Origin of the sequence: Paraburkholderia sp. BCC1885 (assembly GCF_900996235.1) — a bacterium.
GTDB lineage: Bacteria > Pseudomonadota > Gammaproteobacteria > Burkholderiales > Burkholderiaceae > Paraburkholderia.
Genome location: NZ_CAAJGM010000208.1, coordinates 742342 through 756200 on the forward strand (window position 1 = coordinate 742342; position 13859 = coordinate 756200).

Genomic DNA, 13859 nt, shown 5'->3' on the forward strand with positions numbered 1-13859 from the left:
CGATTGGGAATTTGAGCGGCGATTCTACCGCAGCGTCGACATTCCCTTTAATAATCAATTCCGATTTTTTCATAACCCAGAGGAATTAGAGGTGCGTCCTGCACGCCGCGCTCGCGTGCGCCGCCCGCGTGCGACTATGATCGGCCCAATCAGAACAACATCAAGACGGTGGATATGGAGACGACCCAGCACGACGACGCTCGCCCGAGCCTAACGGCGCAGGAGGCCCCGAGTTCTCATGCGGCCGGCACGGGCGCGGCTGCCCAGCACGGCGGCGCGACGCGCTCGACCGTCACGACCCGCGATGGCATCACGCTGCCGCTCTACCGCTGGCCCGCGACCGGTCCGCGCCGCGCGACAGTCGCGCTGGTGCATGGCCTCGCGGAACACGCCGGCCGTTACGCGGCGCTCGCCGGGCGGCTGAATGCAACGGGCATCGAACTGCTCGCCATCGATCTGCGCGGCCACGGACGCGCGCCTGGCCGGCGCGCCCGCATCGATCGCTTCGACGACTATCTGCTCGACGCCGACGCTTTGCTCGGCGTCGCCGCGCACGATCCGGCGCCGCTGTTCCTGATGGGCCACAGCATGGGCGGCGCGATTGCCGCGCTGTACGCCATCGAGCGTCTGCCGGCGAGCGGCCATCGGCTGGCCGGTCTGATCCTGTCGAGTCCCGCGCTCGCGCCGGGCCGTGATGTGCCGCGCTGGATGCTGACCATGAGCCAGATTATCAGCCGCATCTGGCCGGGCTTTCCCGCCATGAAGATCGACGCGGCGCTGCTGTCGCGCGACAGGGAGATTGTCAAGGCGAATCGCCACGATCCGCTCGTGCATCACGGCGCCATTCCGGCTCGCACCGGCGCGGAGATCCTGCTGGCAATGGCGCGCATCGAACGTGGCCGCGCGGATTTGCGCATGCCCCTGCGCGTCTATCACGGCACCGCCGACAAGCTCACCGAACCCGACGGCAGCCGTGCATTCGGTCAGCACGCCGGCTCGCCGGACAAGACGCTGACGCTCTACGAAGCCAGTTATCACGAGACGATGAACGACCTCGATCGCGAACGGGTGATCGGCGAACTGCTGGCGTGGATCGAACCGCGCTGCGGTTGAATCGAAACGTGGGTGAGTAGCTGATTCAGCGCCGGGCGATGGCGCGGAATCGGCGCGGCGTCATTCAGATGCCTGCCAGCGCGCGCACATGCGCCACCACGCTGCGCCCGAGCGCCGACAGGTTATAACCGCCCTCCAGACAGCTCACGATACGCCCACGCGCATACCGGCCGGCGATATCGCGAATCTGGCCGGTCAGCCACGTGTAATCGTCTTCGACGAGCCCGAGGTTGCCGAGGTCGTCCTCGCGATGCGCGTCAAAGCCCGCCGAAACGAAGATCATCTCCGGCTTGAATGCATGCAGACGCGGCAGCCATAGCAGGTCTACCGCCTCCCGCACTTCCATGCCTTTGGAACGCGCCGGCATCGGCACGTTGACCATATTCGACGCCTGATTCTCAGCGCCGCTAAACGGATAAAACGGATGCTGGAAGATGCTGCACATCAGCACCCGCGAGTCGCCGGCAAAAGCAGCCTCGGTGCCGTTGCCATGATGGACGTCGAAGTCGACGATCGCGACGCGTTGCAGCCCATGCACTTCCAGCGCGTGACGCGCGGCAATCGCGACGTTGTTGAAAAAACAGAAGCCCATCGCGCGAGCCGGCTCCGCGTGGTGACCGGGCGGTCGCACGCTGCAAAACGCATTGTCGTAACGGCCTTCGATCACGGCGTCCGTGGCCGCCACCGCAGCGCCCGCGGCGCGCAGGGCGGCCTGCCAGGTGTGCGGATTCATCGACGTGTCCGGGTCGATCTCCGCATAGCCTTCGTCGGGTGAGCGGCTGCGGATATAGTCGACGTGCGCCGGGGTATGTACGCGCAGCAGCGCGGTCTCGTCTGCAAGCGGCGGCGACTCGCGTTCGATCAGCGCGTCGATGCGGCTGGCGATCAGTTGATCTTCGATAGCGTGCAGACGCGCCGGACATTCGGGATGCCATTCGCCCATCTCGTGAAGCAGACAGTCTGCGTGGGAATAAAAGGCTGTGGCCATGATTCTCTTCTGCGCCGCGTCGCCTCGGCGCACGGCGTGTCTCCATCCAAAGGCGCGCACGCATGGCGCGCCCAACACCGTCAACTTACCACACCATGTGGCGCAAACCCGCCACGGCAACAGTTCTGCATAGTTCTGCAATGGGCCTCGGGTATACTGCCCCGTAATCTTCTGCAACCGTCTGTCTCCTTCGCCTCGCGCCCCCAGTTCAATATGACCGTCAAGCTTGCTCTGTCCGCACGAACCCGGCTACGCAGCCAGAAAGCAGCCACCGCACTCGCCATTGCATGGTGCGTGGTCGCGGCAGCCAGTCCGGCCGAGGCACAGACCAGCGCGCCCAAACGGCCGCTGCTGATAGCGCAGGCGCAACCGCAACCCACGGTGCCCCAGGGCCAGACGTTCGAAGAAGAGATTATTCCGCAACGTTACGCCAACAACCCTGATGTCGACGGTTTCATCAACGACATGGTGGCGCGCTACGACTTCGATCCGGCCGCGCTGCACACGCTGTTCGCGGGCGTCAGCTATTCGACCACGGCGGTCAAGCTCGTCACGCCCTCGCCCACGCCGTCGGTGAAAAACTGGCGTTCGTACCAGTCGCGTTTCCTCGACCCGGTTCGCATCAATGCGGGGGTGCGTTTCTGGCGCAACAACCAGGCTACGCTGCAACGCGCCTATGAGGAATTCGGCGTGCCGCCTGAGGTGATCGTCGGCATTCTTGGCGTCGAGACCATCTACGGCCGCTTCATGGGCAACTTCCGCGTGCTCGACGCGCTGACCACGCTCGCCTTCGATTACCCGAACACGCCGAACCGCGCGGAACGCGAGCAGACCTTCCGCAAGAATCTCGAAGACTATCTGGTGTGGACGCGCGATTCGCAGCTCGATCCCACTTCGGTACTCGGCTCATATACGGGCGCGATCGGCATTCCGCAGTTTCTGCCAAGCAGCATCGTGCAATACGCCATCTCCTATGACGGCAACAAGCAGATCGACCTGCGCACCAGCCAGGCGGATGCGATCGGCAGCGTGGCGAATTATCTGAAGCAGAACGGCTGGGAGAATGGCCGTCCGGTGATATGGGAGATCGGTTCGGATGCCGGCAGCCAGGGCATCGCCCAGGCCGGCGCCGACGGTCAGCCCGAACCGCATTGGCCGCTCGAACAACTTCTGCGCGCCGGCATGGTGCTGAATCAGCCGGGGGTGGATATGTCCTCGGAAGCCGGCACGCCGGTGACGATCGTCGACCTGCCCACACCAGGCCTGCCCACCGAATACAAGCTGGGGCTGAAGAATTTTTATGTGCTGACGCGCTACAACCGCAGCTTCTTTTATGCGCTTGCGGTGTATCAACTCGGGCTCAGAATCAAGGCGCAAATGCAAGCGTCCGGCGATCTGGACAGCAATGGCGCGCCCGCGCCGCGAAGCGCGCCGATGATGCCAGCCGTGCCATCCGCACCAACGAACCTGCCGGCTCCGATGTCCGCTCCCGCGCAAGACACGGACTAAGCTCGCGGCGATCCGTGAGAACTCGCCCGAATGCAAAAGCGCCAGTCAAGACCGGCGCTTTTGTTTGGCGAACGAAACATGCCAGATCGGCATTCCAGTTTTGCCTGTCGGCCCCTCAACGCCTGACAGACGCTGACATTACGCAGGAAACACGCCCGTAGACAGATACCGATCACCACGGTCGCACACCACGAACACAATGGTCGCGTTCTCCACTTGCCGCGCAATGCGCAGCGCCACTTCGCACGCGCCGGCCGCCGAAATCCCACAGAAGATTCCTTCGACCGCCGCCATCTTGCGCGCCATCGCTTCAGACGCGGCCTGACTGACATTCTCGACCCGATCGACGCGGCTGCGATCGAAAATCTTCGGCAAATATGCTTCCGGCCATTTGCGGATACCTGGAATGCGCGAGCCCTCTTCAGGCTGCGCACCGATAATCTCCACGGCCTGATTCTGTTCCTTCAGATATTGCGACACGCCCATGATCGTGCCGGTCGTCCCCATGGCCGACACGAAGTGCGTGATGCGACCTTCGGTTTCCTGCCAGATTTCCGGGCCGGTCGTCTCGTAATGAGAAAGCGGGTTATCCGGATTTGCGAACTGGTCGAGGATGATGCCCTTGCCTTCGCGCTGCATCTGCTCGGCGAGATCGCGGGCGTATTCCATGCCGCCCGTGACCGGCGTCAGCACGATCTGCGCGCCGTAAGCGGCCATGCTCTGACGGCGCTCCACCGACAGATCCTCCGGCATGATCAGCACCATCTTGTAGCCGCGGATCGCCGCCGCCATGGCGAGTGCGATGCCGGTGTTGCCGCTGGTGGATTCGATCAGCGTGTCGCCCGGTTTGATGCGGCCGCGCATTTCGGCCTTCTTGATCATCGACAGCGCCGGACGGTCTTTCACCGAACCCGCCGGATTGTTGCCTTCGAGCTTGCCGAGGATCACGTTGTTGCGGCTGCGGATCTCGTCGTCCGGCAGGCGGACGAGTTGTACGAGCGGCGTATTGCCGATCGTGTCTTCAATAGTTTTGTAAGCCATATTGGGGGTATGTTGCAGTCGCTGCGCGGAGTCTTCAATCGAACGATTCTAAACCACCCTGCGCCACGCCGCCGTGCGGCCCTCCTGATGACAGGGATGCATAGCCGCGCGGTCATGCCTATATAACGTCGCGCTATAAGCCGGCACGCCATGCAAAAAGCCCGCGGCCGAGTACCGCGGGAGCCAGTCATTTGAGTGACGGCTGAAGGAGCGTGCTGTACCGACTCCGACCTGAGAAGAAAACCTGCGAGACAGCAGCGCGGCAACAGGCACGCGCCGCCGCGCATGGCGTCAAGGGTGCAGTTGCTCACGATTGCTCGCAACCGTTCACGCATGGGCCATTCGTCTCGCGTTACGGCGGGCGCCTATTTCTTGACCACCACCGCGGCGCCATTTTTCTGCGCGCCGCCGGTGGCAGCGGCAGCCGTCGCAGAAGTCGCGGCCTTGCCTTGTGCCGCCGCCGCAACCTGTGCGCCAGTAGCAGCGCCAGCCGGACCGACAGCCAGACCCTCCGCCTGCAAGCGCTCGACGGTATGCCCGCCCATGCCCTTGACGCGCTTGCTGAGGTCCGTCGGATCTTTGTACGGGCCGTGCGCGTCGCGCTCTTCGAGAATCGCTTTCGCTTTGGCGGGACCGATGCCCTTGACACCGCGCAGCGCGGCTTCGTTCGCCGTATTGACGTCGACCGACGCGTAGGCCTGTCCGAACGCGGCGAGCATTGCCGCGGTAACCATGATTTTTCGCAACATTATGGAATCTCCCTCTTACAACCTCACCGGTGACGACCACCGGCGAGGAGATTCCAGTTTAGAGAGGTTTGCGAAATATTTACACCTGGCCGAATAGCCAACGCACGTAGCGATCGACGCCTTCCTGCACGCTCAGGAACGGCGCGTCATAACCCGCGGCACGCAGCTTCGTGAGATCGGCTTGCGTGAAGCATTGATACTTGCCGCGCAGCGCGTCGGGAAACGGGATGTACTCGATCAGCCCGCGTTGCACCTGTTCTTGCAGCGACAGCGGCGCCTCGTTGTTCAGCGCACGCAGCGTGTTGACGACGCTGCTCGCAATGTCGTTGAACGGCTGCGCGCGGCCACTGCCGAGATTGAAAATGCCCGAGCTTTCCGGATGATCGAAGAAGTGCAGATTGACCTTCGTGACGTCTTCAACCGAAACAAAATCGCGCGTCTGCTCGCCCGCCGCATAGCCGTTGTATTCGCCGAACAGCTTGACCTTGCCCTCGGCGCGGAACTGGTTGAAGTTGTGGAACGCCACGGAAGCCATGCGGCCTTTATGCGTTTCGCGCGGCCCGTACACGTTGAAGTAGCGAAAGCCCGCAATCTGGCTTTTGGCCGTGGGCAGCACGCGGCGAATCACCTGGTCGAACAGGAACTTCGAATAACCGTAGACGTTGAGCGGCTGCTCCACTTCGCGCTCTTCGACGAAGCGGCTGGAGCCGCCGTAGGTAGCGGCCGACGACGCATACAGGAACTGCGTGCCTTGCGCGAGGCACGCGTCGAGTACGGCGCGGCTATAGCGGAAGTTGTTGTCCATCATGTAGCGGCCGTCGTGTTCCATCGTGTCCGAACAGGCGCCTTCGTGGAACACCGCGCGCACCTTGCCGAAGTCGCCGCGCGCAAAGCGTTCGACGAATTCGGTCTTGTCGAGATAGTCGTCAATCTCGCAATCGACGAGATTCTTGAACTTGTCCGCGCGCGTGAGGTTGTCGACGGCGATGATGCGTTGTTCGCCGCGCTCGTTGAGCGCCTTCACGAGATTGCTGCCGATAAAGCCGGCCGCGCCGGTGACGATGAGGGTCATGGTCGTCCTGCGGTATGAGATTGCGCACGCCGCCCGCGCCGCATGCAGGCGCGAGACGGCGTGCTGCATTAGAGAAAGAGTTCGTCGTAGTCGACGGTTGCGGTGCCGAGCTTGCCGACCACGATGCCGGCCGCGCGATTCGCCAGCGCCACGGCATCGACGAGCGACAAACCCGCGCCGAGCATCACGGCGAGTGTAGCGATCACGGTGTCGCCCGCGCCCGAGACATCATACACTTCGCGTGCAACCGCCGAAGCGTGCAGGATGCCGTCGTCCGAGAAGAGCGTCATGCCTTCTTCAGAACGCGTCAGCAGCAGCGCCTTGAATTCGAGTTCGGTGCGCAGTTTCGTCACGCGCGCGATCAGATCTTCTTCCGACTTCCACTGCCCGACCACCTCGCGCAACTCCGCGCGGTTCGGCGTGATCAGGGTCGCGCCACGGTAGCGCTCCCAATCGTCGCCCTTCGGGTCCACCAGCACCGGCTTACCGGCCGCGTGCGCCTTGGCGATCATCTTCGTGACGTGAGTCAAGCCGCCTTTGGCGTAGTCCGACATCAGGATCACGTCGTGCGTGGGCAGCAGTTCGTCAAAACGCGCGAGGCTCGCGAGCAGCACTTCGTGCGCCGGCGTGTTCTCGAAGTCGACCCGCAGCAGCTGTTGCTGACGCGACAGCACGCGCAGCTTGATGGTGGTCAGCAAGTCCGGATCGCGCTCCAGATGCGGCACCACGCCGCTATCGTCGAGCAACTGGATGATGCGCTCGCCCGGTTCGTCATGGCCCACCACGCACAGCAGGCCCGATTGCGCGCCGAGCGCGACTGCATTGCGCGCCACGTTGGCCGCGCCGCCAAGCCGGTCTTCCTGTTTCTGGACGTGCACGACGGGCACCGGCGCTTCCGGCGAAATACGGTTGACGTCGCCGAACCAGTAACGGTCCAACATGACGTCGCCGACCACCAGCACGCGGGCTCCGGCGAGCCGCTCGCGCGGCACGGCGCCGGGACCGGGAGCGGACACGGCGGTTTCGTTGATAGTCTCAGGCATCGGCTGCGATTGCGGAGGGGTGGGCATAAGGACGTCCAATCGAGTGGTAATCGATGCCCAGTTCGGTCATCGATTCCGGTTCGTAGAGGTTGCGGCCGTCGAAAATCAGCGGCGTCTTCAGCACCGATTTCAGATGCGCGAAGTCCGGGCTCTTGAACTCCTTCCATTCGGTGACGATCACGAGCGCGTCGGCGCCGGTGAGAGTCTCGTCCTGGGTGCTGGTGAAGTGCAGGCGCGCCAGATGATCGGGCGCGTCGTGCAGATCGAGCGCGAAAACGCGGCGCGCTTCGGTGATGGCGACCGGATCGTACGCCCGCACGTTGGCGCCGCGCGCCAGCAGTTCCGCGATGATGCGGCGGCTCGGCGCTTCACGCATGTCGTCGGTATTCGGCTTGAAAGCGAGGCCCCAGACAGCGAAGGTGCGCCCGCCCAGATCGTCGCCGAGCGCGCCGGTGATCTTGCGCACCAGCACTTCCTTCTGCTCATGGTTGACGGCTTCGACCGCTTCGAGGATGCGCAGGCTCTGGCCGCTTTCGGCGGCGGTGCGCACCAGCGCCTGCACGTCCTTCGGGAAGCACGAGCCGCCGTAGCCGCAGCCGGCGTATAGAAAGTGATAACCGATGCGCGGGTCCGAACCAATGCCGCGGCGCACCGCTTCGATATCCGCGCCGACGCGATCCGCCAGATTCGCCATCTCGTTCATGAACGAGATGCGGGTGGCGAGCATGGCATTGGCCGCATACTTGGTGAATTCAGCCGAGCGCACGTCCATGTAGAGCGTGCGTTCGTGATTGCGGTTGAACGGCGCGTACAGACGCTTCATCAACTCGCGCGCGCGCAGGCCGTCTTCGTCTTCGTCATGGCCGAGCACGATACGATCGGGGCGCATGCAGTCGTCGACCGCGGCGCCTTCCTTCAGGAACTCGGGGTTCGAGACGACCGAGAAACGATGCTGCCCGCTCGCGCCGGAACCGCGCTTCGCCAGTTCCTCTTCGACGACCGCGCGCACGCGCTGCGCGGTGCCGACCGGGACCGTCGATTTGTCGACGATCACCTTGAAGCCGCTCATCGTGCGGCCGATGTTGCGGGCCGCTTCGAGAACATATTGAAGGTCGGCTGAGCCGTCTTCGTCGGGCGGCGTACCGACCGCGATGAACTGCACTTCGCCGTGCGCCACGCTGGCTTCGACATCCGTCGAAAACGTAATGCGCCGTGCCCGCCGGGTGCGGGCGATGATCTCCTGCAGGCCCGGCTCGTGAATCGGCACGCCGCCATTGTTCAGAATCTCGATCTTGCGCGGATCGACATCCAGACAGAAAACATCGTGGCCGATCTCGGCGAGGCACGCGCCAGTGACAAGGCCAACATAGCCCGTGCCGATGATGGTGATTTTCATACGCGTTCCGCTAATGGGTTCCGGTGATGGTTTCCGGTATTGATTCCGGCGCTGACTGCCGTACACGAAGGCGGGCCCCTGCTGCACCGGCCCGCGCGCACTGCCGGGCCGCCGCGCCTGGCTGCTTTGCCGCCCTCGGCGCGCCGCTCAGCTCGACGCCGTAATGGGCTCGACGCGGCGCGGTGCATAGGTTTCCCACCCACTGCAACCCGGACACTGCCAGTAGAAAAGACGGGCCCGGAAGCCGCAATTCTGGCACGTATATCGTGGCAGATTTTTGGTGCGCTGCTTGATGAGCGTGCGCATCAGTTCCAGTTCGCTGCGCCGTGGCTCTTCGGCGACAGCCTGCTGCGCTTCGAGCAGCCGTGTCATGCCGGCCAGGTTGGGCGATTTCTGCATCTGCGAGCGCGCCAGCGCATGCGCCGCGTCCTGTCCACGCAGGGCCGCGACGTGCTGATAGGCGACGTCCAGAAGATCGTTCGACGGGTAACGGTCGACCCAGCTCGTCAGCAGATCGGCTCCGTCCTGCGGGCGGCCGAGCGCGTCGTAGGCCTTCATCAGCTTCTCGGCCACCAGCGGCAGATACGAGGAATTCTGCTCCTCGACTTTCAGCCAGTGTTCGATGGCCGCCTGCGGGTCGCCGCCGGCCATGTCCACATCGCCGAACAGGATGGTGGCGCGCACGCTTTGGGCGTAAGCCTTCAGCGCCAGATGCAATTGACGGCGTGCTTCGTCGGGATTTTTTTGCTGCAGCGCTTCCTGCGCCAGCTCGCAGTGGAACTGGGCAATCTCCTTGTCGAGCGACTCCGCGCCCATTGTTTCGAGATGGCGCGCGGTGTCGATTGACTTGAGCCAGTCTTTTTCGATCTCGTAGATCGTGAGTAGCGCGCGCTGGGCGCCCAATGCGTGCTCGCCGGCTTCGAGCGAGCGGAAGGTCTCTTCCGCGCGGTCCAGCAGCCCTGCCTTCAGGAAGTCCTGGCCCAGCTCATAGGCCGCGTGGTCGCGTTCCTTGACCGGCAAATCGGCGCGGCTGAGCAGATTCTGATGCACGCGAATCGCCCGATCCGTCTCGCCGCGACGGCGGAACAGATTGCCGAGCGCGAAGTGCAGTTCGATGGTCTCGGGATCGAGTTTGACGACCTCGATGAAGGCGTCGATCGCCTGATCCGGCTGTTCGTTCAGCAGAAAATTGAGGCCGCGGAAATACGACCGCGGCAGGTTGGCGCTCTCGGACAGCAGCGTCTTGAGGTCGTAACGCGCGGCCATCCAGCCGAACGCGAAAGCGACGGGTATGACGAGCAGCCACCAGAAGTCTAGATCCATGCGAGTGATCAGGAGTGCAGAAACAAACGCCATGCGCCTTGGGCGCATGGCAGGGGAAAGCCTAGATCAGCGGCGGCAGCGGCGGGGTTTCGACCACCACCGGAGCCTCGCGCGCCACGCGCAATTCGCGCTTCAGGCGGCCGTTTTCAAGCCGTAGCCGGAACACGGCCGGCACCGCCGACACCAGCCCGGCCAAAAGCCCCACCACAAAGAACGCCAGGCCGATCAGGATCAGCGGAGCGGACCACGCATAACCGGCGAGGAAATTCAGCGTAGCGGGTTGCGTGTTGGAGAGCGCGAGCACCAGCAGCAGCACGAACACCAGAACGCGGATCAGCCAGACGATAAATTTCATGAATAAGGCCTCTTGACGGCAGTTGCGAGTCGGACGCCGGCCAGATGACGCGCGTCGCGCCACGGTCTTGCCCGCGCCGAAGTGACCCGTATTGTAAAGGAAGGCCTCGCGAGTGGGCAGGAACAAGCCGTTTGCATGCGCTTACGCCGGGCTTACCAGGCGCGTGCGCCGCGGGGCGGCTCTGCGGCCCTCGAAACCATCGGCGAAAAAAAAGCGCCCGAAGGCGCTTTTTCTGGTCTTTTGCCGTCTGGCTTTGGCCGCTGACGCTGCCAGGGCCGCGCCGCTAAACACGCAGCGGAGCACTTACAGGTCGTCGTCATCCGGCTCTTCGGCCTTCAGCGGCTCGCCCGAACGTCGATCGACCCGTTCGCGCAATTCCTTGCCTGGCTTGAAGTGCGGTACGAACTTCTCAGGTACCAGCACCTTCTCGCCCGATTTCGGATTGCGCCCGACACGGGAGGGACGACGGTTGAGGCCGAAGCTGCCGAAGCCACGAATTTCGATGCGATGGCCGTTGGCAAGCGCCTCCGACATCGCATCAAGCATCGTCTTCACCGCGAAATCCGCATCTTTAAGGACAAGCTGCGGAAATCGCGTAGCCAGCTGGGCGACCAATTCCGATTTGGTCATACTGCAGCAGACCTCTCAAGAAAACTCAAGGCTTACTGGTTCTGGCCGTCGAGCTTGGCCTTCAGCAGCGCGCCGAGGTTCGTCGTGCCAGTGGCAGCCGAGCTGGAATCCGACGAAGCCAGGCCGCGGATCGCTTCCTGTTGCTCAGCCGAGTCCTTCGCCTTGACGGACAGGTTGATGCCGCGCGATTTGCGATCGATGTTGATGATCATCGCGTTGACCTTGTCGCCTTCCTTCAGCACGTTGCGAGCATCTTCCACGCGGTCTTGAGCGATTTCCGAAGCGCGCAGGTAACCTTCGACTTCCGCCGACAGTTGAACCACTGCACCCTTCGCATCTACCGTCTTGACCACGCCGTCGACGATCGAACCCTTGTCGTTCATTGCAACGAAGTTGCTGAACGGGTCGCCTTCGAGCTGCTTGATACCCAGCGAAATGCGTTCCTTCTCGACGTCGATGCCGAGAACGATAGCTTCCACTTCGTCGCCCTTCTTGTACTTGCGAACGGCTTCTTCGCCCGTTTCCGACCACGACAGGTCCGACAGGTGAACCAGGCCGTCGATGCCGCCAGGCAGACCGATGAAGACGCCGAAGTCGGTGATCGACTTGATTGCGCCTTGCAGCTTGTCGCCCTTCTTGAAGTTGCGGCTGAAGTCATCCCACGGATTCGGCTTGCATTGCTTCATGCCGAGGCTGATACGGCGGCGGTCTTCGTCGATTTCGAGAACCATGACTTCGACTTCGTCGCCCAGCTGCACAACCTTCGACGGTGCAACGTTCTTGTTCGTCCAGTCCATTTCCGACACGTGAACCAGGCCTTCGATGCCCGATTCCACTTCGACGAATGCGCCGTAGTCGGTGATGTTGGTGACCTTACCGAACAGGCGCGTGCCCGACGGGTAACGGCGGGAAATGCCTTCCCACGGATCGTCGCCGAGTTGCTTGATGCCGAGCGAAACGCGGTTCTTCTCTTGGTCGAACTTGAGGATCTTGGCGGTGACTTCCTGGCCAACCGACAGTACTTCGCTCGGGTGACGCACACGACGCCATGCGATGTCGGTGATGTGCAGCAGGCCGTCGATACCGCCGAGGTCCACGAATGCGCCGTAGTCCGTGATGTTCTTCACCACGCCTTCCACGATCGCGCCTTCCTTCAGCGTTTCGAGCAACTTTGCGCGCTCTTCGCCCTGGGTGGCTTCGATCACGGCACGGCGCGACAGCACGACGTTGTTACGCTTGCGGTCGAGCTTGATGACGCGGAATTCCAGCGTCTTGCCTTCGTACGGGGTCGTGTCCTTGACCGGACGCGTATCAACCAGCGAACCCGGCAGGAACGCGCGGATGCCGTTGACCATGACGGTCATGCCGCCCTTGACCTTGCCCGTGATCGTGCCGGTCACGAGTTCGTTGTTGTCGAGAGCCTTTTCCAGCGACAGCCACGAAGCCAGACGCTTCGCCTTGTCGCGCGACAGGATGGTGTCGCCATAGCCGTTTTCCAGCGCGTCGATCGCGACGGAAACGAAGTCGCCCGCCTGCACTTCTACCTCGCCCGCGTCGTTCAGGAACTCTTCGAGCGGGATGTAGGCTTCGGACTTGAGACCAGCGTTGACGACCACGAAGTTGTGGTCAACACGCACGACTTCGGCGGAGATCACTTCGCCGGCGCGCATGTCTTGCTTGGTCAGCGACTCTTCGAACAGAGCCGCAAAAGATTCGGTATTCGGGGTAGAGGTTTGCAGGTCGGACATAAAAATCAAAATTTGCATGGTTCTCGCGGTGCCCGGCTGAACGGATGATCAGCAATGACGGCTAGTGTGCGAATGCCACGCGGGGTTAAGGGGTTGACACACGCTCCACGCACCCGCGCGGAGCACCTACACGACAACAGACTGCGTTTGCTGCTACAGCTTGCTGCTTTTCACTTCTTATTTCTTATCTCATGCGGCCGGCATCAGCGCCCGGTACCACTGCACCACCTGATCGACCGCCTGGTCAACCGACAATGTGGAGGTATCGAGCAGCTTCGCATCCGCTGCAGGCTTGAGCGGCGCGGCTGCGCGCTGACTGTCACGCTCGTCGCGCTCACGCAAATCCCGGAGCAAGTCATCTATATTAGCAGAAAAACCTTTTTGGATCAATTGCTTATGCCGCCGGGCGGCACGGGCCTCGGCGCTGGCCGTCAGGAACACCTTGAGCGCCGCGTCCTGGAAGATCACGGTACCCATGTCGCGGCCGTCCGCGACGAGTCCCGGCTCCTTGCGGAAAGCCCGCTGACGGGCCACCAGCGCGGTTCTGACAGAGGCGTGGACGGCAATCGCCGACGCCCGTTTGCCGATCTCTTCAGCGCGAATCTCGCTTGAGACATCCACGCCGTCGAGCTGGGCGAGCCCCTCGCGGAACGTGATATGGAGGTCGTCGATCAGCTTCGCAAGGGCCTCGGCGTCGTCCGCTGCAATGTTGTAGCGAACGCTCGCCAGCGCGGCGAGCCGGTACAGCGCGCCGCTGTCAAGCAGGTGAAAGCCAAGGCTCGCGGCAACCAGTGCGGCCACGGTGCCTTTGCCGGAGGCAGTCGGGCCGTCAATCGTAATGACGGGCGTCTGGTGAAAGGGACGGGTCGGTTTCATCGAAAAAGTCGCACGT

General features: G+C 62.8%; 13 protein-coding genes. 2 read left to right on the plus strand and 11 right to left on the minus strand.

All coding sequences use genetic code 11. The features are described from left to right. The first annotated feature begins 174 nt into the window (after nt 1-174). Nucleotides 175-1113, plus strand: coding sequence for an alpha/beta hydrolase (locus tag FQ755_RS21965; RefSeq protein ID WP_144156911.1), 939 nt, complete (start codon nt 175-177; stop codon nt 1111-1113). Nucleotides 1114-1177: 64 nt separating this feature from the next. Here the strand turns inward: FQ755_RS21965 and FQ755_RS21970 are convergent, their stop codons facing one another. Then, a complete protein-coding gene (locus FQ755_RS21970) occupies nt 1178-2101 on the minus strand; it encodes a histone deacetylase family protein (protein ID WP_144156913.1) in 924 nt (307 codons plus the stop codon). Nucleotides 2102-2314: 213 nt separating this feature from the next. Between FQ755_RS21970 and mltB the strand changes: the two genes are divergently transcribed. After that, a complete protein-coding gene (mltB, locus tag FQ755_RS21975) occupies nt 2315-3610 on the plus strand; it encodes a lytic murein transglycosylase B (protein ID WP_144156915.1) in 1296 nt (431 codons plus the stop codon). Between the two features lie 138 nt (nt 3611-3748). Here the strand turns inward: mltB and cysM are convergent, their stop codons facing one another. The 10 genes from cysM to cmk form a co-directional block, all read right to left on the minus strand. After that, nucleotides 3749-4651 carry a cysteine synthase CysM gene (cysM, locus tag FQ755_RS21980; RefSeq protein ID WP_144156917.1) on the minus strand — a complete coding sequence of 301 codons (903 nt, stop codon included), beginning with the start codon at nt 4649-4651 and terminating at the stop codon, nt 3749-3751. Nucleotides 4652-5016: 365 nt separating this feature from the next. Further along, nucleotides 5017-5400 (minus strand): ComEA family DNA-binding protein, encoded by a 384-nt coding sequence (locus FQ755_RS21985; RefSeq protein WP_144156919.1) that lies wholly within the window; start codon nt 5398-5400, stop codon nt 5017-5019. A gap of 79 nt (nt 5401-5479) precedes the next feature. Then, entirely contained in the window at nt 5480-6472 is a 993-nt protein-coding gene (rfaD, locus tag FQ755_RS21990) for an ADP-glyceromanno-heptose 6-epimerase (RefSeq protein WP_144156921.1), read from the minus strand. 68 nt (nt 6473-6540) lie between these two features. Further along, on the minus strand, nt 6541-7515 hold the full coding sequence (gene rfaE1 / locus FQ755_RS21995; protein WP_144157120.1) for a D-glycero-beta-D-manno-heptose-7-phosphate kinase: 975 nt from the start codon (nt 7513-7515) through the stop codon (nt 6541-6543). Next, nucleotides 7508-8911 (minus strand): UDP-glucose dehydrogenase family protein, encoded by a 1404-nt coding sequence (locus FQ755_RS22000; RefSeq protein ID WP_144156923.1) that lies wholly within the window; start codon nt 8909-8911, stop codon nt 7508-7510. The genes rfaE1 and FQ755_RS22000 overlap by 8 nt, the downstream gene beginning before the upstream one ends. 147 nt (nt 8912-9058) lie before the next feature. Further along, nucleotides 9059-10234, minus strand: coding sequence for a lipopolysaccharide assembly protein LapB (gene lapB, locus FQ755_RS22005; RefSeq protein ID WP_144156925.1), 1176 nt, complete (start codon nt 10232-10234; stop codon nt 9059-9061). 61 nt (nt 10235-10295) lie between these two features. Next, the gene (locus FQ755_RS22010; protein ID WP_144156927.1) at nt 10296-10589 is read right to left on the minus strand and encodes a lipopolysaccharide assembly LapA domain-containing protein; all 294 of its coding nucleotides are present in this window, start codon (nt 10587-10589) and stop codon (nt 10296-10298) included. Nucleotides 10590-10892: 303 nt separating this feature from the next. Continuing rightward, entirely contained in the window at nt 10893-11219 is a 327-nt protein-coding gene (locus FQ755_RS22015) for an integration host factor subunit beta (RefSeq protein ID WP_144156929.1), read from the minus strand. A gap of 32 nt (nt 11220-11251) precedes the next feature. Then, entirely contained in the window at nt 11252-12985 is a 1734-nt protein-coding gene (gene rpsA, locus FQ755_RS22020) for a 30S ribosomal protein S1 (RefSeq protein WP_144156931.1), read from the minus strand. A gap of 171 nt (nt 12986-13156) precedes the next feature. Further along, a complete protein-coding gene (cmk, locus tag FQ755_RS22025; RefSeq protein WP_144156933.1) occupies nt 13157-13843 on the minus strand; it encodes a (d)CMP kinase in 687 nt (228 codons plus the stop codon). Between the last annotated feature and the right edge of the window lie 16 nt (nt 13844-13859).

Coding starts and splice junctions, on each gene's coding strand:
- lapB (WP_144156925.1), bottom strand. CDS start 10,234: ATGGATCTAGACTTCTGGTGGCTGCTCGTCATACCCGTCGCTTTCGCG.
- cmk (WP_144156933.1), bottom strand. CDS start 13,843: ATGAAACCGACCCGTCCCTTTCACCAGACGCCCGTCATTACGATTGAC.
- FQ755_RS22000 (WP_144156923.1), bottom strand. CDS start 8,911: ATGAAAATCACCATCATCGGCACGGGCTATGTTGGCCTTGTCACTGGC.
- rfaD (WP_144156921.1), bottom strand. CDS start 6,472: ATGACCCTCATCGTCACCGGCGCGGCCGGCTTTATCGGCAGCAATCTC.
- mltB (WP_144156915.1), top strand. CDS start 2,315: ATGACCGTCAAGCTTGCTCTGTCCGCACGAACCCGGCTACGCAGCCAG.
- FQ755_RS21965 (WP_144156911.1), top strand. CDS start 175: ATGGAGACGACCCAGCACGACGACGCTCGCCCGAGCCTAACGGCGCAG.
- FQ755_RS21985 (WP_144156919.1), bottom strand. CDS start 5,400: ATGTTGCGAAAAATCATGGTTACCGCGGCAATGCTCGCCGCGTTCGGA.
- FQ755_RS22015 (WP_144156929.1), bottom strand. CDS start 11,219: ATGACCAAATCGGAATTGGTCGCCCAGCTGGCTACGCGATTTCCGCAG.
- FQ755_RS22010 (WP_144156927.1), bottom strand. CDS start 10,589: ATGAAATTTATCGTCTGGCTGATCCGCGTTCTGGTGTTCGTGCTGCTG.
- FQ755_RS21970 (WP_144156913.1), bottom strand. CDS start 2,101: ATGGCCACAGCCTTTTATTCCCACGCAGACTGTCTGCTTCACGAGATG.
- cysM (WP_144156917.1), bottom strand. CDS start 4,651: ATGGCTTACAAAACTATTGAAGACACGATCGGCAATACGCCGCTCGTA.
- rfaE1 (WP_144157120.1), bottom strand. CDS start 7,515: ATGCCTGAGACTATCAACGAAACCGCCGTGTCCGCTCCCGGTCCCGGC.
- rpsA (WP_144156931.1), bottom strand. CDS start 12,985: ATGCAAATTTTGATTTTTATGTCCGACCTGCAAACCTCTACCCCGAAT.